This is a genomic window from Saprospiraceae bacterium, assembly GCA_016712145.1.
Taxonomy (GTDB): domain Bacteria; phylum Bacteroidota; class Bacteroidia; order Chitinophagales; family Saprospiraceae; genus Vicinibacter.
This window is the reverse complement of record JADJRO010000001.1, coordinates 770095-791826: the sequence shown is the minus strand read 5'-3', so window position 1 is coordinate 791826 and position 21732 is coordinate 770095. Positions and strand designations below refer to the sequence as shown.

General features: G+C 35.2%; 16 protein-coding genes and 3 pseudogenes. 10 read left to right on the top strand and 9 right to left on the bottom strand.

The genetic code is table 11. The features are described from left to right. The first annotated feature begins 301 nt into the window (after positions 1-301). Entirely contained in the window at positions 302-1225 is a 924-nt protein-coding gene (locus tag IPK91_03450) for a T9SS type A sorting domain-containing protein (protein ID MBK8296339.1), read from the top strand. A 178-nt stretch (positions 1226-1403) separates the two neighbouring features. On the opposite strand, the gene IPK91_03445 is transcribed toward IPK91_03450, so the two are convergent. Then, on the bottom strand, positions 1404-3485 hold the full coding sequence (locus tag IPK91_03445; GenBank protein MBK8296338.1) for a dihydrofolate reductase: 2082 nt from the start codon (positions 3483-3485) through the stop codon (positions 1404-1406). Positions 3486-3593: 108 nt separating this feature from the next. Between IPK91_03445 and IPK91_03440 the strand changes: the two are divergent. Further along, a pseudogene (locus IPK91_03440) lies at positions 3594-5575 on the top strand (acetoacetate--CoA ligase). 10 nt (positions 5576-5585) lie between these two features. Here IPK91_03440 and IPK91_03435 read toward each other — a convergent pair. From IPK91_03435 to IPK91_03410, 6 genes are all read right to left on the bottom strand, one after another. Next, positions 5586-6155, bottom strand: a complete 570-nt coding sequence (locus IPK91_03435) for a T9SS type A sorting domain-containing protein (protein MBK8296337.1) — start codon at positions 6153-6155, stop codon at positions 5586-5588. Between the two features lie 121 nt (positions 6156-6276). After that, positions 6277-6513, bottom strand: a complete 237-nt coding sequence (locus IPK91_03430) for a hypothetical protein (GenBank protein ID MBK8296336.1) — start codon at positions 6511-6513, stop codon at positions 6277-6279. 186 nt (positions 6514-6699) lie between these two features. Next, complete coding sequence (rocD, locus tag IPK91_03425; GenBank protein ID MBK8296335.1) at positions 6700-7929, bottom strand: ornithine--oxo-acid transaminase; 1230 nt, start codon at positions 7927-7929, stop codon at positions 6700-6702. A 71-nt stretch (positions 7930-8000) separates the two neighbouring features. Next, entirely contained in the window at positions 8001-8591 is a 591-nt protein-coding gene (locus tag IPK91_03420; GenBank protein MBK8296334.1) for a dephospho-CoA kinase, read from the bottom strand. Continuing rightward, positions 8588-9247 carry a YigZ family protein gene (locus tag IPK91_03415; protein ID MBK8296333.1) on the bottom strand — a complete coding sequence of 220 codons (660 nt, stop codon included), beginning with the start codon at positions 9245-9247 and terminating at the stop codon, positions 8588-8590. The genes IPK91_03420 and IPK91_03415 overlap by 4 nt, the downstream gene beginning before the upstream one ends. A gap of 12 nt (positions 9248-9259) precedes the next feature. Further along, on the bottom strand, positions 9260-9958 hold the full coding sequence (locus IPK91_03410; GenBank protein ID MBK8296332.1) for a hypothetical protein: 699 nt from the start codon (positions 9956-9958) through the stop codon (positions 9260-9262). A gap of 55 nt (positions 9959-10013) precedes the next feature. Between IPK91_03410 and IPK91_03405 the strand changes: the two genes are divergently transcribed. The 5 genes from IPK91_03405 (at position 10014) to IPK91_03385 (ending at position 15887) form a co-directional block, all read left to right on the top strand. Continuing rightward, the gene (locus IPK91_03405) at positions 10014-10214 is read left to right on the top strand and encodes a hypothetical protein (protein MBK8296331.1); all 201 of its coding nucleotides are present in this window, start codon (positions 10014-10016) and stop codon (positions 10212-10214) included. Between the two features lie 92 nt (positions 10215-10306). Then, complete coding sequence (locus IPK91_03400) at positions 10307-11878, top strand: DoxX family protein (GenBank protein MBK8296330.1); 1572 nt, start codon at positions 10307-10309, stop codon at positions 11876-11878. A gap of 174 nt (positions 11879-12052) precedes the next feature. Further along, complete coding sequence (nusB, locus tag IPK91_03395) at positions 12053-12985, top strand: transcription antitermination factor NusB (protein MBK8296329.1); 933 nt, start codon at positions 12053-12055, stop codon at positions 12983-12985. Positions 12986-13022: 37 nt separating this feature from the next. After that, a complete protein-coding gene (gene guaA, locus IPK91_03390) occupies positions 13023-14552 on the top strand; it encodes a glutamine-hydrolyzing GMP synthase (protein MBK8296328.1) in 1530 nt (509 codons plus the stop codon). A gap of 237 nt (positions 14553-14789) precedes the next feature. Beyond that, on the top strand, positions 14790-15887 hold the full coding sequence (locus IPK91_03385) for an amino acid ABC transporter substrate-binding protein (GenBank protein ID MBK8296327.1): 1098 nt from the start codon (positions 14790-14792) through the stop codon (positions 15885-15887). Between the two features lie 232 nt (positions 15888-16119). Here the strand turns inward: IPK91_03385 and IPK91_03380 are convergent, their stop codons facing one another. Further along, positions 16120-16419 (bottom strand): hypothetical protein, encoded by a 300-nt coding sequence (locus IPK91_03380; GenBank protein ID MBK8296326.1) that lies wholly within the window; start codon positions 16417-16419, stop codon positions 16120-16122. A gap of 92 nt (positions 16420-16511) precedes the next feature. Here IPK91_03380 and IPK91_03375 point away from each other — a divergent pair, with 92 nt between their 5' ends. Together IPK91_03375 and topA are read left to right on the top strand one after the other, a co-directional pair. Continuing rightward, a complete protein-coding gene (locus IPK91_03375) occupies positions 16512-16997 on the top strand; it encodes a hypothetical protein (GenBank protein ID MBK8296325.1) in 486 nt (161 codons plus the stop codon). Positions 16998-17151: 154 nt separating this feature from the next. Continuing rightward, positions 17152-19684, top strand: a pseudogene (gene topA / locus IPK91_03370) (type I DNA topoisomerase). Between the two features lie 11 nt (positions 19685-19695). On the opposite strand, the gene IPK91_03365 reads toward topA, so the two are convergent. Continuing rightward, positions 19696-20361: a hypothetical protein gene (locus IPK91_03365; protein MBK8296324.1), complete on the bottom strand. Its 666-nt coding sequence runs from the start codon at positions 20359-20361 to the stop codon at positions 19696-19698. Between the two features lie 51 nt (positions 20362-20412). Here IPK91_03365 and rimO point away from each other — a divergent pair. Continuing rightward, a pseudogene (gene rimO / locus IPK91_03360) lies at positions 20413-21730 on the top strand (30S ribosomal protein S12 methylthiotransferase RimO). The last annotated feature ends 2 nt before the right edge of the window (positions 21731-21732 follow it).

Sequence of the window (21732 nt, the reverse complement as noted above, 5' to 3'; positions counted from 1 at the left end):
GATTAATTATGTATAAAAAAAAGATTAAAATATAACTTTATTATCATAAAATGTTGATAAACAATAAATTGTAAAAAATAATTTGATATCATTGCATTTAATCAAAGATGTTATTTTACTATTGATGAGGCATTAGAATTTTAAATATCTAATAGATCGAACTTTTAAATCAATATCACTTTGCTCCGACGACAAGGTTGCCTGGGAAATTACTCCATCTATTTCACCACTTCCAGGAAATTCTCTTGGCCACAATAGTCAGGTGATTCAGTTTGCAAATTCTGGAATTTATAAGGTATGCATGATTGTCACCCGAATAAATCCAAATACTATTGATACGTGCAAGTATGAGTATTGCAGAAAAGTAACAGTCAATTGTTTTTCCAACCCATCATTGAGTATTTGTGATTTCAATGCGGTTAAAAATGGTGATTTTAGTGAGGGGCTTGTCAAAGGACTGTTGAGCAAAAGTAAATTAGGAAAAAGCCAGGGTAAAATTGCTAATTGGCAATTATATCTAAATGATGGAGACGGATTGGTTTTTGCATCTGATAGTACAGGTGCTTCCGATGATGGGAGTGTAATTCTTATAGGCAATAAAAACAATTTCGCTGGAATCTGGCAACAAGTTGATTTAGGAATTGATAGCTTTATTAACATTGGGTTTGATTATCGTAAAAGCAGTATACTTAATCACCTTTTAGCCATCGATATTGTAATGCGATTGCAAAATGATTCTACTTTAAATTCAAGTAAATCTGGAGAAATATTGAAAAAAGGAATGAAAGAAAAACCAAAGGAAAAAGAAAGAAGTTATAACCGGTTTGATACCTCTATAAATTTTCAATTTGATCCTGAATTAAAGTACCTCGTAATTTGTCTTCAAAATGAAAGTGATACGGAGATGTCTGTGGTTAGTATTGATAATTTAGAAATATGCACTTCGAAAATACCGCTTTCAACATATTCAGAACAATTCGGAAAATTGCGAATTTACCCAAACCCAAGCACGGGACATTTTATTATTGATTTGCAAAAGCCTGCTACTTTCGGAATGAAATTCCGAATCATGGATTTAAATGGAAAAATGGTGCTTGAAAGACAAATTTTCATTGGCAATCAAATTCAGAATATCGATGCAAGCAGTTTGACTTCTGGATTTTATTTCTTGCAAGTTGTTTCTGAAGGAAAAGTATTGGCTGTAGAAAAATTGATGAAGCAGTAATTATTGATTTGAAATTATATAAGCTATTAATCCAACTGTATTATAGGCATAATTTCATTTATTGTGAATTTCAAAATTGTATTGAATATGATATCAAATTATTTTCTGGTTAGCAATGCGATGTACTAGTTTGAACTCTATCAAACAGGTAGAGATTGAATTTGTTTGTCGCGTTTAACTAATTTTTTACTCCAAGAAAACTATAATTTTTAGCATACTCCATCATTTGTTTATAAAATGATGTAGGATATTCCAGCTTTACATCAATTAGTTTGTCGGCTTCAAACACTGGAACTAACTTAGGTTGTATAAATCCTCGGTATGGTTTTAATTGTAAGGTTTTGAATCGAAGCAATATTTCTTTGTGCAGTTGTTTGTCAACCTGAACGCCATAGGTTTCAACTAAATCCTTTGCAGCATTGTAATCGCCTTCGCTTTTTATCCGCTGTATTTCAACCAGAAGTCGGCCAAATAAAAGTCTCAATTGATTGTAATCCCGTATTCTTACGAAGGTTTTTCCTTTGTATTTATCAAAAACAATTACTGAATCCTTCATACCCATTTTGTAAGCCCACATGGAAATTAATTGTCGGTTGCGCATGTGCGCTTCTTCTATATTGTCTCCTTCTTTGATTCTGGTTAATTGGGTCATCAAACCGTTTAAAATGTAATTGTCGTATTCGGCCTTCGCTACATCCAGGTTGGGCATAACGCCAATGTCAATCAATTTATTTGACATGATAAAATACAGTGCTACCAGGTCTGCACGGGCCTCTTCTAAGCAACTGGCATAATTTTTTAAAGTTTTATCTGTTGTCTGAACTCCAGGATTGATTTGTCCACTGGCATGTCCAATACATTCATGCATATCTGTATGTAAGTCGCTGGCAAGTGCACCGTATTTTTTAATCCTCATTTTTATCTCATCATTAGCTGCAAATTCATCCAGGGTTCCTTTTCTTGCATTCATCACATTGTAACTGTAAATGATGTTGCTCAATGAAACAGATTTACTCCCATAATCTTTACGAATCCAATCTGAATTTGGCAAATTAATTCCAATAGAACTTGCAGGGGCAGCATCACCAGCTTGCACAACCACGTTTATTGCTTTAGCAGTGATACCAATTACTTCTTGTTTTTTATGTTTAGGATCAATCGGGCTGTGATCTTCAAACCATTGTGCCTGATTGGCAATGGCTTTAATTCGTTTTGTAGCTTCTTCATCCCGAATGCTGACAATACTCTCAAACGAGGCTTTTTTACCAATCGCATCCAGATAAACTTCTATAAATCCGTTTACGGCATCGATCTTACTTACTGTGTCACGAACCCATTCAATGCAATACAAATCAAAGTCTTTTAAATCACCAGATTTATAATACGTTATTAGTAATTCTAATATCTTTTTCTGTTGTTCATTTTCAGCCACAAGGCTCGCTTTTTCAAGCCAATGGATGATTTTAGAAATGGATGCTCCATACATGCCACTTGCTTTCCAGGTTTTTTCAACGAGTTTTCCATTTTCTTTAATTAATTTGCTATTTAATCCCCAACTTGGTGCTTTACCAGAAGAAGGCATCTTTGCATAAAATGCCTCGACTTCTTTTTGAGTCACATTTTCATAAAAATTATTTGAAGAGGTTTTGATGTTGTCAATGCCACTGGTTAAATCCACACATTTTGGATTTAAATTTAAATCATAAAATAATGGTTTAACTCTATTTTTAAATTTTTCCAAGGACTCGTTGGGTTCGAATGGGAATCCACTTTGATTCGATTTATCCATAAGTTTTGAAAAATAGTCCCAACCGCACTCAGGAATAAATTTTTCGTTGCCGTAATGATGGTGGTTGCCATTGCTAAACCAAAAGCGACCACAGTATTCTTCAAATTTTAACCAATCTGAATTGGTTTTGTCATCTGGATAACTGTCGTAAATATTTTCGAGCGTTTTGCGAAGGAGGATTCCATTTTTATCTTTTTGATCATAAATAATATCGCGTCCAGATAAAGCAGCTTCATAGAGATAATAACAAAGTTCTTTTTCTTTAAGACTTAAACTTGACCAACCTGGAATCTGATAGCGAAGCACCTGGATGTCTGCAAAGGATTCGGCGGATACCTCAAACGTATCCATTTTAGTTGCTGTTGAGTCTGCAGTTTGGCTGACCGCTTCCATCTGTTTTTTCTCAGTTGCATTTTTACAAGCAACAAGCGATAAGATTGCAACCAAAAGGATTAAATGTATATGTTTCATATTAAAGGAATCTTATGAAGCAAAGATAAATTCTTTTAGACTTAAATGAATTTTTCTTTGACTGCAATCGACTAATATTATTTAATTTGCGGAAAATATATCAAGGATATGGTAAGTCCTAATAAATTGTTGTGGTCAGTGTCTGATGAGGAGAATGCATCAAGTAACTTGCAATTGTATTACAACTGGTTATTTAAAACGTATAATTTGCAATTTACGAATTACAGTCAGTTATATGCCTGGTCTGTGAACCATCCAGAAGCATTTTGGGAAAGTTTATTGACCTACTTCAAAATCGAATATTCAGGTAGTTACTCACAAATTCTGTCTGAGAATGCAATGCCTGATACAAAATGGTTTGATGGAATCAATTTAAATTATGCGGAGCATATTTTTAGAAATGGAAATCTTGAAAATCCTGCTTTAATTGCTCATGATGAAATCAGAGCTAGTTATGAAGTAAGTTGGTCAACTTTAATTTCGCAAACTGCAAGCCTGCAAGCTATTTTCAAGTCTTGTGGAATGCAAATTGGGGATCGCGTTTGTGCCTATGCGGGTAATGTTCCAGAAACCACTGCTGCAATGTTAGCCTGCATTGCATCAGGATATGTTTGGAGTTCCTGTTCACCGGATTTTGGTGTGAATTCTGTTTTGGATCGATTCGCTCAAATTGAACCATCCGTGCTTGTGGCGGTGGATGGGTATACATATAATGGTAAATACTTTGACCGGCGTGATGAAGTTGCTCAATTGGTAAGTCAAATTAAAAGTATCAAATTAATTATTTGGGTTCCTTGTGGGAAGTATTCAAATGCGCCAATTACAAGTTGTGATAATATTTATTGGAATGATTTAATTTTTAATCAAGAAAGGGTGCCGCATTATGAACGAGTACCATTTAATCATCCAATTTGGATCTTGTATTCTTCAGGCACAACCGGGTTGCCCAAAGCCATTGTGCATAGTCAGGGTGGGATGCTGTTAGAACATTTAAAATATATAACATTTCACAATGATGTAAAAAAAGGGGAACGTTTTTTCTGGTATACTACGACCGGTTGGATGATGTGGAATTTTGTTCATGCTTCTTTGTTAGCAGGTGCAACGGCCGTGTTGTATGAAGGGAGTCCTGTTTATCCGGAAATTTCTTCTTTATGGAAGCATTCCAAAGAAATTAACATCAATCATTTTGGAACCAGTGCCCCGTTCATAATAAACTGCATGAAAAATGATTTGAATATTCTCAGGGATTATCCCCAAAAACATTTGCGAAGTATAGGATCAACGGGGTCTCCACTTCCACCAGAAGCTTTTGAATATGTTTATAAAAATATTAAATCGGATGTTTGGTTGTGTTCAATGAGTGGTGGTACCGATGTTTGTACTGCATTTATGGGAAGTTGCATTGAACGACCTGTTTATTCAGGTGAATTGCAGTGTAGGGCTTTAGGAGCCGCTATTGAATCGTGGAATGATCTCGGTCAACCCGTATTGCAAGAAATGGGAGAATTGGTATTAATTAAGCCGATGCCGTGTATGCCTGTTTCATTTTGGAATGATCCTGAGAACGTTAAATATAAAGCCAGTTATTTTGATTATTTTCCTGGTGTTTGGCGACATGGCGATTGGATTGAAATCACAATTCACGATGGAGTTATAATTTATGGTCGTTCAGATGCGACCCTAAATCGACAAGGAGTTCGAATCGGGACTGCAGAAATTTATAACGTATTAAATAATATAAAAGCGATTTCAGATAGTTTGATTGTAAATCTCGAATTGGAAGGAGGAAATCACTTGATGCCTTTATTTATTGCTTTAAATTCAGGATATGAAATTTCTGATAGTTTGATCAAGGAAATCAAGGCTGAATTAAAAAACAAATGTAGCCCAAGACATTTACCAGATAAAATTATTCAGGTTCCTGAAATACCATATACCATTAGTGGCAAAAAAATGGAAAGTCCCGTAAAAAAGTCTTGTTAAATTATGATTTAAATAAAGCCTTCAATTCAGGAGCGATGCGAAATCCAGAAGCCATGTTATTTTTTATTAATAACAGAGAGGCTATTTTAAAAACATATAAATAAATGAATTTTTCTATTCTTTGATAAATTTAGAAGTACTTATTCGGCCTTCTTTGTCAGCAATTTGAAATAAATAAATTGCAGGATTTATTTGCTCAATATTCCAATCTATACGATTGGTTCCTTCGGAAACAGCATAGTTCTGTTGCAAAACTATTTTTCCCTGGATATCGCGAATTGATAATTCTGAATCAAATGATTTGAGGCTATTTAATTCAATAAAGAGCTTATTATTAACCGGATTTGGAGAAATTTTAAAATCAACCGTTTCGTCTAAAGTAAGAACAGCTGTGGGTACATTAATATTTACCAAGATAGCGGTATCGATTACCCTGAGAAAATTACTATTTTGGTTTAGTAAATTAGCCCAGGCTTCGTTATTGTATCGATAATTAAAATTGACATTTACGGTGGTAAATCCGTCTTTAGCTGTACCCTCATAACCCACATTAACTTCTATTTTCTTTCCAGCTACACTGGATAGATCAATAGGATCAGTTACAAAACACACCACATTTTGGCTACCGGTACTTTCAATATATAGATCATTATTAGAAGTTCGAAGTCTAACATTTTCTACCATTTTGCCTTCAGATACCCCAATGCTTCCATTGCTGGTATTTAAAATAGGTTTGCAAGTACTGCAACCAGAACAATATGTTTGGTTGGTATTGTTTGCACAACCATCTACCCAGGTGGCATTTTTAAAAGAAGTGCCAGAGGCTAAACCCAGTGTGTAAAAGGGGGCTGGTTCTAGATTGGCTCAATTTTCCGATACGGATAAAATCCAATCTCAAACCTCCTTTATTTCTTTGATCCTGACCACTCCCATCTGTTGCAGGTACAACAGCACTGGTTTTGCCACAAAATTTGATTTGCATCGTTTGAGCATTTCCGTAGACAAAACTTAACATAAAAAGACATAATCCTAAGATTCTCATATAATTATACATAATTTGAAGTAAAGATACTTAATTTTTACAATTTGAAATAATATTGCATAGCCCAATAATTAGGAAGTACTTAAATTTTATTCAAAATATAAATACGTTAAAACCAACGATCAGGTTAGCGTGCTAAAAAAATAAATATTGAAATTGGATTGGTCCAAATATAATATGGTTTTTTCAAATTCCCAAATCAACTAATGATTTTTCTATGATATAACAACATTCGTCAATTTGTTCTGAGGTGATGCAGAGTGGGGGAGCAAATCGAATAATATTACCATGGGTTGGTTTTGCCAATAATCCATTTTTAGCCATTTGCAAGCAGATGTTCCAAGCTAAATCGGATTCCTCCGGACTTTTAATTACGATTGCATTCAATAATCCCTTTCCTCGAATTGTTTCAATGATGGGATGTTTCTTTTGAATAAGTCTGAGTTGTCCACGTAATTGCTGACCTCTGATTTCAGCATTTTCAATCAAATGTTCATCCTTAATAACTTCCAAAGCGGCTATGGCAACTGAGCAGGCTAATGGATTTCCGCCAAATGTTGACCCATGCTCTCCTGGTTTTATACACAACATGATGTCATCGGATGTTAAAACAGCAGAAACAGGCAGTGTGCCGCCAGATAAGGCTTTCCCTAAAATTAAGATATCGGGTTTTATACCCAGATGGTCACATGCCAACATTTTTCCGGTACGTGCAATGCCAGTCTGGACCTCATCAGCAATAAATAAAATAGAATGCGCCCGGCACAGTTCAAATACCTGCTGTAAGTAGCTGTCATCCGGTACAATGACTCCCGCTTCCCCTTGAATCGGTTCGATTAACAAGCCCGCGATATTCGGTATTGTGGAAATACAATTTTTTAAAGCATCAATATCATTATAAGGTAACTTAATAATGCCAGGCAAAAAAGGACCAAAATTGGTATAACTTGATGGGTCAGTAGAGGCAGAAACGGCTGTCATGGTACGGCCATGAAAATTGCCTTCAAAAACAAGGATGGTTGCCATATTTTCAGGGATGCCTTTCTTTGAATAGGCCCATTTTCTGCAAAGTTTCACTGCGGTCTCAACAGCTTCTACCCCAGTGTTCATTGGCAGTACTTTGTCGTATCCAAAAAGTTTACACATATATTTTTCATATAGCCCCAAACGATCATTGTAAAAAGCTCTTGATGTGAGTGTAAGTTTTTGTGCTTGAATGATGAGTGCATTTATAATTGCAGGATGACAATGCCCTTGGTTTACGGCAGAATAGGCAGATAAGAAATCAAAATACTGCTTCCCGTCAACATCCCATACATAGACACCTTCTCCACGATCAAGTACAACGGGCAATGGATGATAGTTATGAGCACCGTATTGATCTTCAAGTGCTATAAATTTCTCTGGGGAAACCATTTCACGGGTTAAATGCATAAACTAAATTTAATATGCAAATTTAGCCAGATATGAGCATCCGGTAGTTTAATTTAACCGAATAATTCCTTTAAATTCAAATAAATATTCAATGTCTGGCGAATGATGCTTTGGGTACCAAGATTGTAGATTGTATAATCTGCATAGGGACTTCGCTGTTCATCATTTAATTGAGCTTTCATGCGTTTTTGAATTTCTTCAAGAGTCCATTGATCTCTTCTTTTTAAGCGATCAATTCGAAGCTGTTCATTTGAAACAACTAAAATTATTTTATCTACTGCTTGTTGATTTAAAACTTCAATTAATAAAGCAGATTCTTTTATTATAAAAGGGGCTTGTTGATTTGCTGACCAACTCATAAAATCCAAACCAACAGCAGGGTGAATAAGATTGTTTATCCATTGGGTTTCTGCGGGGTTCTTGAAAACCTTTTTAGCTATAAAGGATCGATTTAAGCTGTGTTTAGAATCATATGATAAGGAACCAAAATGATTTTTAATTTGTTGAATAATTTCAAGATTGTTTTCCATGATCCAACGGGCTCGAAGGTCTGAATTGTAAATAGGGACATCAAGCGTTTCGAAAATTTTGGCAACAGTTGTTTTGCCACTTCCTATGCCTCCGGTTAATCCGATTACCTTCATAGAATGAGTTCATTTTTAATTAATATGCAATCTTTGATTTGATAATTAGTTCTATCTGGGTTGATTCGTTTTTTTTCAAGTCGCGAGTTAATTTTTGAAAACCATATAGTTTCATCTTTTGTTGGCAATTCAAATTCTATAAAGGAAGGGTCTCCAAATTCAAATGAACAAACGCTTACTTCAAGGTCTTTTAATATGCTTAGGACGGATTGTATTTTTTCAAAAGGACCTGAATAACTAAATTTATTCCGTATGAGGAATTCTGTTTTTTCAGATTGATTTAAACAATTCCAACTAGACTCTTTATATGCTTTAATAAGTCCGGGGACTCCCAATAAAGTGCCCCCAAAATAACGCACAACTACTACCAGGCATTGAGTAAGTTGAAATGATTCTATCTGATTCAAGATTGGTTTGCCTGCTGATCCTGCTGGTTCTCCATCATCAAATGACTTAGAATGAAATTCATAAACCCCAATTTTCCATGCATAACACCAATGTCGGGCTTTTGGATGTAAATTCTTGATTTCTTCAATTTTCATTTCGATTTGTTGTTTGTCACGTACCTGAAATGAATAGGCAATAAATTTACTTCCTTTTGAAGTTAGTTCATAGGAATTAGGTGTTTTAATTGTTAAATAGGAGCTGATTTTCAGTTTATATGGATTCTAAAATAATGAAATCAAAAGTATAGAAATTGTTGATAAAAGAATGGCGATTATCAATTTACTTGTAAGGGAGTCTTTAAACAAGTAGTAACCACTCAGAGCAGAAGCTATGATAACCGAGCAGTTTAGAACGGGAAAGAATGCAACTCCGCTCCATTCCATTTTAAGAGCTTTGAGCATAAAATAAATTGAAAAAAAATTGGGCAAGCCTAAGGCAATGCCGAACGAGATTTCCGGTTTGCTTATTTTAATGCGTTGGTTTGAAATACTAAAAGCAGCGATTCCAAATAAAGCAGCTGATAAAAATAAATAGCCCGGAAATAGGGTATGAAATTCTGGATTCAAGAAACTTGCTTTACTAAGAAGCAAAAATCCAATTTCAATAGCAGACGATATAATTAGTGTGGCAATCAGGGTTTTAAAATTAAATGGGCTTATAGCAGATTCGGTATTTGTTGCATAAACCAATACGATTGCGAAAATTCCAGTGGTCCAACCAACGAGTTGGATTGTATTTATTGGATCACCCAGTAATAAAGCCGCAAGTACCGTTATAACAATTGACATTTTTTGAAATAAAGCTGCAATCGGCAATCCAGATGACCTGATTGCATTTGCAAATGCATTAAATCCAAGGATAAACAGTAAGCCCAATCCTAAAATCCATGGAATCCATTCAATAGAAAATTGATGGAGCATTTTATTTCCATTCCAAATTAAGCCTATAATAAAACAGGTTATATAATTAACAAGTATGATAACCGAAGTACGCACATTAAATGCAGAAGAAAACCTGAACAGGATGCCGAGTAATGTGGTGCAAAAAATACAAAGTATGGTAAAAACCATGGCTAACGACAAAGTTATTAACAAATTATTGAAAAGTCTTTGCAAACATTTGGCATTACTTTGGTTTTTTAAAAATAGTTTTGTTGAGCATTTGTTTTATATTTAGGATATACGGGAACTCGCTAAAAGGTTCTTTTCCAAGTTTTATAGGTTTAGATTTCTCTATTACTGTGTAAATGAGACATTTAATAGTATGTAATGCTTGGTCAAAGGACTTCTTTGAGGTTTTATTCAATTAAAAGCAATACCAGAATGACACTTTTCAGTTTATTTATTTATGTAGGAATTGCAGCTTTGCTGTTGACTTTATTAGTTGCAAGGGCTTATAAAAAGTCCATAAGCATTCCAGACAGCTTTTTACAAAATTTTGCCGGTTGCCTTTTTGTGTTTTCTGGCTTTGTGAAGGCTGTGGATCCATTGGGAACCGCTTATAAAATGGAGCAATATTTTACCGCTTTTGAAGATACCTGTAAAGGATCTTTCCTAAAATTTTTAGCTCCGGTTTTTCCATGGTTTTCACAGCATGCGATCAGTTTTTCTGTATTTATGATTGTTCTTGAAATCGTTTTAGGCATTATGTTAATCATAGGGTACCAGAAACGACTTGGTTCCTGGCTATTCTTTTTAATTATGGTGTTTTTCACTGTTTTAACAGGATTTACTTATTTGACAGGCTATGTTCCAACAGATGCTAACTTTTTTGAATTTTCAAAATGGACTGAATATAATAAAAACCAAATGCGCGTAACAGATTGTGGCTGTTTTGGTGATTTTATTAAACTGGAACCTAAAATATCATTTATAAAAGACCTTATTTTAATGATTCCTGCACTTTGGTTTATTTTTAGATGGAAACATTGTCATGAGATCTTCAGTCCGATAATCAGAACTGGGATTACTTTTGTGAGCACCCTTGCATTGTGTTTGTTTTGCTTTAGTAATTTTGTTTGGAACGAACCTATAATAGATTTCAGACCCTTTAAAAATGGCGTAAATATCAAGACAACGCTTGCGGCTGAGCAGAAAGCAATGGCAGATGTCGAAATACTCGCTTATAAAGTCAGAAGTAAAATTGATAAACATGAATTGGAAGTTCCGGCAAAGGACTTTTTAGATTCATTTAAAAATAATCCAAATTTTAAAGCAAGTTGGGAAACATTAGATCAAATTAAGTCTGAGCCAAAAATTCCAAGGACTAAAATTTCTGATTTTGAAATTTTGTATTTAGATGGAAATCCCGCAACGGAATCATTCCTTGATGAAACAAAATATAATTTGGTTATTATAAGCCCAAAAGTTAAATATACCAGTGTTTCTATCAAAGAAGAACGGTTGGATTCAGTATTCAGAATGGATACCATTTTAATTAAAACGAAGAAAAAAGATTCTATAAGAATAGAACGTGTTTTTGCCGGAACAGAAGCAAAGACGATTAAACGCAATAAGTATGAGTGGAATGAAGACTATTTAAAAATTCTTAAATCCTCCATATTGCCATTGCTGGATAGCGTAAAAGATCTTGCGATGTCATCAGCTATATTCGGAGCATTGACTGAAGAAGGAATTGCCGATTTGAAACAGGCTGCTGGGATAGATTTTCCATGTTATGAAGCAGATGATCTCTTGTTAAAAACCATCATGAGGTCCAATCCAGGTTTATTACTGATGCAAAATGGTCAGATTATCCAAAAATGGCATTATAAGCAACTACCAGAGCCTACAGAATTGAGGAATAAATATTTAAATGGACACGGTACTAAGATTTATTAAGTAAAGGTTTGCTGAAATCAGATACAGGCGTGCTGTTTAATGATCTTGTTATCAGTTCAAATCTTGGGATTTGGGTAGTGCTCTTTGCTTGCTGATAACAAATTACAGCTTTATTTAATTTCTTTAATTCATAAATCGGCTTACTTTTGTGCCAAATAAAAGCCGTAACGCTACATGCTGAGTAGGAGGAATGTTCGCGTCAAAGTGATGCAACAACTGTATAGTCTGGCCCAGGATCGAGATCTCAACTTCAGGGATGCTGTAAATGCATATTATTCTACAATACAGGATTCCTTTCGTCTGTATTTATTGAACTTATATTGCATTATTAAAGTTTGCTCCTTTGCCGCGGAAGACTCAAAAAACCGCATTACCAAACACATTAAAACGGATGAGGATAAACTTTTTACAGATAAAATATTTTCTAATCCATTGATAACTAGCCTTGTAAACAATAAAGTGTTGCAGGCGAAATTTAAGGAAGAAAAATGTGGAGAAGGTTTGGATGAGGATCTGTTTAGAAAAATCTACAAGGAATTTTGCAAAGAAGAGGCGTATCAAAAATACCTAAGCAGTGAATCTACTAATGAAGATCATGTTGAGATTTTACTTGAGCTTTACCGGTTTTGTAGAAAAAATGAGGTCTTTAATGAAATCATGGATGACCGGTTTTGTGGTTGGACAGATGATAAGTCATTGGTTATTGGGGCCCTTAAAGAGACTTTGAAAATATTACCTAAATCGGGTCCTATTTATGAAGAACATATCCCGGACGATGACACAGTAGAAGTTTTTGGAAAATTCTTATTGGAAAATACGCACAAACAAGATCAGGAACTTGAGGCATTGATAAATCCAGTTTTAGAGAACTGGGATTCTGAGCGTGTTGCTTTGATTGACATGATTCTTATAAAAATGGGCGTCGTGGAGATGACCAACTTTAAAACAATCCCTGCAAAAGTTACACTTAATGAATATGTGGAACTTTCAAAAACGTATAGTACAGACAAGTCGAAGGAGTTTGTAAATGGGGTGTTGGACAAATTGTTGAAACAATTGGATTCCGAAGGAAAGATTGTCAAGGAGGGCAGAGCTTTGAATTTATAGTTCTACTTGGTATTTTTAAAGATCATAGGGTTTCTTTATGGATAAAGTTATTATTTTAGATTTTGGGTCACAGGTTACACAACTAATTGCCCGACGTGTGCGTGAACTTGAAATTTACTGTGAAATCATTCCGTTCCATAAACCTGTACCCGATGACGAACACATTGCTGCAGTCATCTTATCAGGAAGTCCAAGCTCAGTAAGAGACTCGAACCATCCGACAGTTGATTTTACAGATTTGTTTAATAAATATCCTGTTTTAGGCATTTGTTATGGTGCTCAATTAATGGCTTCGACTCTTGGAGGTTCCGTTCAGGTTTCTGACAAAAGAGAATATGGACGTGCCCAATTGAAGCAATTAATTTCAGATCCAATTTGGGATGATGTAAAGCCTGAATCTCAGGTTTGGATGTCACATAGTGATACAATTACCAGCATTCCAGGTAATTTTCAAATTATTGGTTCGACGGATAGCATTCCTGTTGCAGCGCTAAAAGCAACCAAGTCAAAATTTCCGATATACGCGTTTCAGTTTCATCCGGAGGTAATGCATACTTTATTTGGTAAAGTCATGCTTGGTAATTTTCTTAAAAAAATATGCGGTATCCAATCCAACTGGACAACAAAATCTTATATAGACGAAACAATTCAACAGATTCGCGAATCTGTTCAAGATGAGCATGTCCTTTTAGGACTTTCCGGAGGGGTCGATTCTTCTGTAGCAGCCTTGATAATGAAAAAAGCGATTGGCAATCGATTGCATTGTTTTTTTATAGACAATGGCTTGTTGCGTTTCAATGAATTTGATCAGGTTTTGCATACTTATAAGGATCTGGGTCTCGATGTTAAAGGGATAGATGCCCGTAAATTATTTTATGATGCTTTGAAAGGAGAAGCTGACCCAGAGAGAAAGCGAAAGATTATCGGAAAAGTATTTATTGATGTATTTCAGCAAGCGGCTTCAAATTTTCCAGAAGTCAAATGGTTATGTCAGGGAACAATTTATCCCGATATTATAGAATCTGTTTCGGTATATGGTCCTTCAGTTACAATAAAATCGCACCATAACGTTGGTGGTTTGCCCGATACCTTGCACTTAAAAATTATTGAACCTTTAAAACTACTTTTTAAAGATGAAGTCAGGGAAGTCGGTAAAGCCTTGGAATTGCCTTCAGATATTTTGAATCGTCACCCTTTTCCTGGACCTGGATTGGGAATACGTATAATAGGTGATGTTACAGAAGATAAAGTCTTATTGCTCCAACAAGCGGATCATATTTATGTCAATAATCTTAAAGATCACGGGTATTATGACAAAATATGGCAGGCAGGTGCCGTACTGCTTCCAATCCATACCGTAGGGGTCATGGGTGATGAACGAACTTATGAACGAGTCATTGCATTGAGAGCTGTAAATTCAACAGATGGGATGACAGCAGAGTTTTCTGAGATTCCACATTCCCTACTTGCTAAAATATCCAGTGAAATTATTAATCAAGTCAAAGGTATAAACCGGGTTGTTTATGATATTAGTTCGAAGCCTCCTGCAACGATTGAATGGGAATAAACAACTGAACTGGTTGTGTTGTGCCCTGTTATTTTCCTGCGGAACGGCTAGGAAAAAAACTTCAGTACCCCGGCCTCCTAATCAAGAACCAGTTCAAAAGAGATTCCTGGGAAAACGCTACCCAATAAGATTGATACGATTTATTGGAAAGAAGATATCGTAAAACATGAATCTAAACCGGAAACAAATAAAGTAGACAGTCTTCCGAAAGATGACAAAAACAAGGTTTCTAAGGCGATGAAACCCATTCATATTTTAGCTTTGATCCCATTTAAAGTAAGTGAACAAGACACCATCGTCAATAAAATCAATGCTACCAATTTGAGATTTGTACAGTTTTATGCAGGAATGAAAATGGCATTGAATGAGTTTCAGAATAAATCTGAAGTTCCTGTCTTTCTTGATGTTTTTGATTCAGGGGAAATTGAACACACCGAAAAATTACTGCAAGAACGAGTTAAAAATACTCCGGATTTAATAATAGGCCCATATAAAACAGAATCGTTAAAATTTGCAGCCAATTGGGCAAAACAAAATAAAACCATGTTGGTAAGTCCTTGGATAAGTAGCTCAACAATTACAGATCAAAATCAATATTATCTTCAACTGAAACCAGGTTTGAATGCTCATTTTCAAAAAATCAATGAACATGCCAGAAAGCATTTTAATGCAGATAATATTTTCTTGGTGAGTAAGTCGAAAGTTGATTCCAGGGCAAAATATTTTAATGAAGGATTTACCGGAAAAGACTTAATTCAGGAAGAAATTATTTCAGAAGAAGATTTATCGAAATCCATTGAACCAATTTTAGAAAAATATTTAAAGGCAGACGGCCCAACAGTTTTTATATTGCCAATGGCTTCTTCTAAAGATGAAAATTACATTTACCAATTTTTGCGAAGGGTTTCTGCAGAAAAGAAAACGAAGCCGGTTTATATCTACGGCTTATCCAAATGGACAGAATTAAAGACAGACATTTTTGATTTTATAAATACCTTAAATGTAAGATTGTCGATAAGTAATTTTACAGATGAATCGCGAACAGATATTAAAAATTTTAGACGGAAGTATTTTGATGAATATAGAGAATTCCCTGGAGATGATGCTTTGGAAGGGTATGATGTTGCCCAATATTTAATTGGAGCATTATTAAAATCAGAATTGCCATTTCAAATTGAAAACCTAAAACAACAATTCAAACCACTGGAAACAGAATTTGAAATCAAACCAGTGTACAAAACGAATAACACTTCACCAGATGTCCCTGATTTTTATGAAAACAGCTTTATTAGAATTGTAGAAATAAAGAATAATCGATACAATGTTATTGAATGAAAACAGCAGTTATTTTACAGCAAACTACTTTATTTAAAATTCATTGCCTTGATTTAGGTCTATAACTTTGAAACGAATTGTGCGATTCTTGCATGAACATTGCACCAAACTAGTTCTGATTAAACCTTGAATTGGAACTACGAATAGGCTAGGGGTTTGACGCTTAATTGTCATTTAAGCAAAATCTGATTTATTTAGGATTGCGTTCATAATTAAAAGTGAAAGCAAGTATTTAATGAATCCTTGTCCAGTCTAATTGCAAATGGCTGATACTACCAAATATAAAAAGCAATGCAAGAGGGATCAGTACCAGGATCCACATCAAGCGATAATACCAAGTGGGAAGATTTGATTTTTCAAAAAATTCAGCGACGAAACTGATTGCCATCAATGTAAGTGCAAGCATTGGGATCAACAAACAAAGGAATGAGGCAAAATAGTCTTGTATTAACCATAAACAGCTTAATGTCAAGCTTAAAACGATTCCAATTTTGAATAGAGGGAAATTCGTAGAGCTTTTACCCGAGTTCATAATGGGTTAAATTGACAGCAAATGATTGGACAAATTAAACTAAAATTTAATGCTGTACGTTCTTGAATCATATGAAGATAAATAGCATTAATTTGATTTTGTTCATGATCATGGGTGTTTATGTTGTTGCTCAGAATACCCCTGAAGAGTATGAAAAGATGTATCAGGCTCGTATTCAACTCGAACGGATTAATGATGTTTACATCCCCTTAAATATTGAAGAAGCTATGCTTGAATTAGACCGGCTTACAGATGATAAAGTAGCTAAAAGCTTATTAGAGCTTCCGGAAGACAGCATCGCTAGTAAGTTGCATTTTAATTTAGGCCGATGGATGCAAATAAATTGGGGATTGGAAGAGGGGAGTCGCTTGGCCTATTATTTGAAATCAAGAGGATTGTCATTTCCTGATGATATGGAGGATTTGTTAATCCGTTGTTGGTATAGACATTTGAACAAACAGGCTTTGGATGATCAGAAATTGATCGATACTTATATAATTCAAAGAAAATCAGATTTCGCAAAAAAATTGAGTAAATTTATAATTGATACCATCGCGAAAAAGCCAGTTAGAAATTGATTATCAAGTCATTATGCTGAATTTAGTTGCAACATATAGTGATGAAACAGCTTAATTTCAGTATGAATTCAGCACGGAACTCCCATTGAAAAAAAAATCCTAGTTCTCAAAAATTTATAGCTTTGCCCGATTTTAAATGAAAAATTAGCACTGAATGGCAAGTAAGCTGTTAATCGTAGAGTCACCCGCCAAAGCAAAAACGATTGAAAAATATTTGGGCAAGGATTTTAAAGTAAAGTCCAGCTATGGCCATATTCGTGACCTTGACAAAGGAAGTAAAGGAATAGACATCAATCAGAAATTCACTCCAAACTATGTGGTGTCGCCTGAAAAGACCAAAGTAGTAAAGGATTTAAAGGATTGGGCAGCCAAAGTCGATGAAATTTGGTTAGCAACGGATGAAGACCGAGAAGGGGAAGCTATTAGTTGGCATTTATGTGAAGTTTTAGGGCTAAATCCTGAGAAAGTCAATCGAATTGTATTCCATGAGATCACAAAACAAGCCATTCAAAAGGCAGTAAAGAATCCAAGGACGGTAGATCTTAACCTGGTTAATGCTCAACAAGCCAGACGCGTATTGGATCGTTTGGTGGGGTTTGAATTGTCAGAAATATTATGGAGAAAAGTACGAAATAAACTTTCTGCAGGTCGGGTTCAGTCGGTTGCAGTAAAGTTAGTTGTGGATCGGGAACGATCGATTCAGGAATTTCAATCAGAGGACTATTTTAAAATTGATGCTTTTTTCGTTAGTGCGGATGGAAAAAACAAGCAACAAATAAAGGCTGTATTAAATCATAAATTTAAAACGGCCAAAGAATCCCGGCAATTTTTAGAATTGTGCAGTGATTCGAATTACGTGGTATCGCAAGTAGCCGTAAAACCAACTAAACGAAATCCGGCACCCCCATTTACAACATCAACCTTACAACAAGAAGCAAGTAGAAAACTGGGTTTTGGAGTAAACCGAACCATGAGCAATGCTCAAAAATTATATGAATTCGGTTGGATTACATATATGCGAACGGATTCTACCAATTTAAGTGAAACGGCTTTAAATGAAATGGCTGTAGAAATTGAGAAGCAATTTGGTAAGCAATATGTGCATACGCGGCAATATAAAACCAAAAACGCGTCTGCGCAGGAAGCACACGAAGCCATTCGTCCGACTTATATGGACCTGCGAAATGCGGGAGAGGATACCGACCAACAAAAATTATATGAATTAATCTGGAAACGCGCAATGGCGTCGCAAATGGCTGCTGCTGAAATTGAAAAAACAGAGGTTGATATTGCGATTTCTAAAACGAAAGATCATTTTTTTCAAGCAACTGGAGAAGTATTGATTTTTGATGGTTTTCTGAAATTATATCTTGAATCGTCAGATGATGAAGATGAAGAAAATGCATCCATTCTGCCTCCTTTAAAAGTGCATGATCTTTTGAATTATCTCAATATTACAGCAACCCAAAAATATACACGACCACCGGCTCGATATACAGAAGCAAGCTTAGTTAAAAAATTAGAAGAGTTAGGTATTGGAAGACCCTCAACCTATGCGCCCACTATTAGTAAGATTATGGAGGAAAATCGGGGTTATGTTGTGAAAGAAAGCAGACCCGGATTGGAACGAGCATTTCAGGTTATCAAATTGGAACAAAAAAAGATCATTGAAATAAAGGAGACTGAAATTACAGGCGCTGGAAAAAATCATTTATATCCAACAGATATCGGGATGATCGTTTGTGATTATTTAGCCTTGCATTTTCCTGATGTAATTAATTACAGTTTTACTGCTGAAATCGAACAAGAATTTGACGAAATAGCAGATGGCAAGTTAAACTGGGTTAAAATGATTGATGATTTTTATTGGCCATTTCACAAAAATGTGGATGTGGTTATGGAACAGGGTGAGCGCGCTAAAGGAAGAAGAGATTTAGGAATTGATCCGGCAACTGGAAAGAAAATATTAGTACAATTGACTCGCTTTGGTCCTGTGGTTCAATTGGGGGATCGGGATGAGATGAAAGAAGATGAAAAACCAGTCTTTGCGAATCTCAAACCTGGACAAAGTATGGAGACCATAAGTTTTGAAGAAGCTTTAGAGCTTTTTAAACTACCAAGGGATCTTGGAAAACACGAAAATCAAGATGTGACAATTGGTTCAGGTCGATTTGGCCCTTATGTTAAATTTGGTGAGCAATTTATTTCTATACCCAAAAACCTGGATCCTCTAGAAATTTCAAAAGAAACTGCAATTGAAATTATAAAACAAAAGCAAAAAGAAGATGCTCCTATTGGCTATTATAAGGAATTACCAGTAACCAAAGGTACCGGACGGTTTGGGCCCTTTGTAAAATGGAATGGAATATTTGTAAACGTACTCCAAAAGAATCAATTTTGAAAAATTGAATTTGGATGATGTTAAACCTTTAATCGACGCAAAAGAAGTAAAAGAAGCAAATCGATTTATACTTAAGTTTGATGAAGATAAAATAACCGTTGAAAACGGAAGGTGGGGCCCTTACATAAAATATGGAAAAAAATTAATCAATTTTCCAAAGAAAGAGGGTCAAAGAATTACGGCTGATCAAGCTGCTAAGATGACTTTGGAGGATATTAAATCGATTATTCAGGAGCAAATACCTACTGCGTTTGTAAAAAAGGAACGCAAGAAAAAAGCTAAATAAAATAATTTAGATTAATACCGTTTTTTACGAGGATACCAGAGAAATCGAAGCAGTAAATTTGCCTGGTATCGACTGAGGGATAAGTCTTTTTCAATTAAACCACTGTCTTTTAGTAAGAATTCATCATTAAATGATTTACTTAAAACAAATGATGGACTAAATGTCCATGCTCGATTTATTCCAATATCAATACCCGCTCCAATACCAATCGAAAACAATAAAGCTGAATTTGCAACTGGGTCAGTAACCGTTTTGTAAGTCTGTTTGTTATAAGCAATATTGGGATTCAAAATAAAATGAAACCCTTTTTTAAAAAACTGTCCTTGTTTGTTAAATGTCGGACAATTGCAATCATTGCCAAAATCCATTGGATAAAACAAGATTGGAACAGATAATTTAAATTGGATTTCTTTTAAACTCAAGGCGTTTGATAGCTCATTCGATTTCGTGTAATCAAATATTAAAGCAGGATTGAATTCAATTCTTCGGGGTTTTATTCGAAACCAATAAGACGGCCCAATGCCAAAGTGGCTTGTGTTTTTGATCAGGTACTGTTGATTTCCGGATGGAATTGAAAAAAGTACCGCTCCAGCTTCCAAATGGAAGCCATATTGCCCAATTGAAGACTTTTGGATTAATACAATAGTCATTAAAACCACAAGGAAGCGAATCTTCATATTAAGGAAACCCATTTTTTGGTAACTTATTATCTTTGCCTAAATTTAAAATTGAAAACCAAGAAACAAATATCCAATAAAATACAGATTGTTACACTAGGTTGTTCAAAAAACTGGGTAGATTCAGAAAACCTCATTACGCAACTTAAATACAACCAGTTTGAGGTGGAACATAACCCCATCAAAGAGGTCTCTCAAACAGTGGTTATAAATACCTGCGGATTTATAGACCGTGCCAAAGAAGAATCGATCAATACCATCCTTGAATACGCCAATTTAAAAAAGCAAGGCAAACTGGAGAAATTGTATGTTACCGGTTGTCTGTCCCAACGATATAAAGACAGTCTGGAGGAAGAAATTCCTGAGGTGGATGCATTTTTTGGGACCATGGAAATGCCAGGCTTGCTTGCGAAATTAAATGCTGATTATAAAAAGGAACTGGTAGGGGGAGCGAATTGTCACGACACCAGCACATTTTGCCTATTTGAAAATTTCTGAAGGTTGTAATAGAACCTGCAGCTTTTGTGCAATTCCATTGATGAGAGGTCAGCATCGTTCGGTGCCGATAGAGGATTTGGTTTCACAGGCAAAGCATTTAGCAAGGTATGGAGTCAAAGAGCTCATTCTAATAGCTCAAGAATTGACATATTACGGATTGGATCTTTATAAAAAAAGAGCATTGAATGAATTGCTTCAAAAATTGGCAGCTATAGATGGCATTGAGTGGATTCGATTACATTACGCTTATCCTTCTAAATTTCCATTGGAAATTCTGGATGTCATTCGGGATGAGCCTAAAATTTGTAACTATATTGATTTGCCTCTTCAACATATTTCCGATCCGATTTTAAGCACCATGAAGCGTCAAATTTCAAAAGAAGAAACGATTCAATTGGTACAGACAATTAGAGAAAAAATTCCGGGTATTCATTTTCGAACTACATTTCTGGTAGGGTTTCCTGGAGAAACGGATGCTATTTTTCAAGAACTATGTGAATTTGTCCGGTTTGCAAAATTTGAGCGAATGGGTGTGTTTCAATATTCTCAGGAAGAAGATACCAGTGCATATCAATTAGGGGATCTCGTCAGCCCAGAAATCAAAGAAGCCCGGGCTGCTGAGCTCATGGCGATCCAAGAGGCTATTAGCTATGAGTTAAATCAAATGAAGTTGAACCAGGTTTATAAAGTTTTAATTGATAAAAAGGAAAATAATTATTATTTTGGCAGAACCGAGTTTGATAGTCCTGAAGTTGACAATGATGTTTTATTTGAAACTCCAAGCATGAATTATTTGAGAATAGGAGATTTTGTAAATGCACGAATTATAAAGGCAGATGCCTATGATTTAATTGCCATACCAGAATTTTAAAC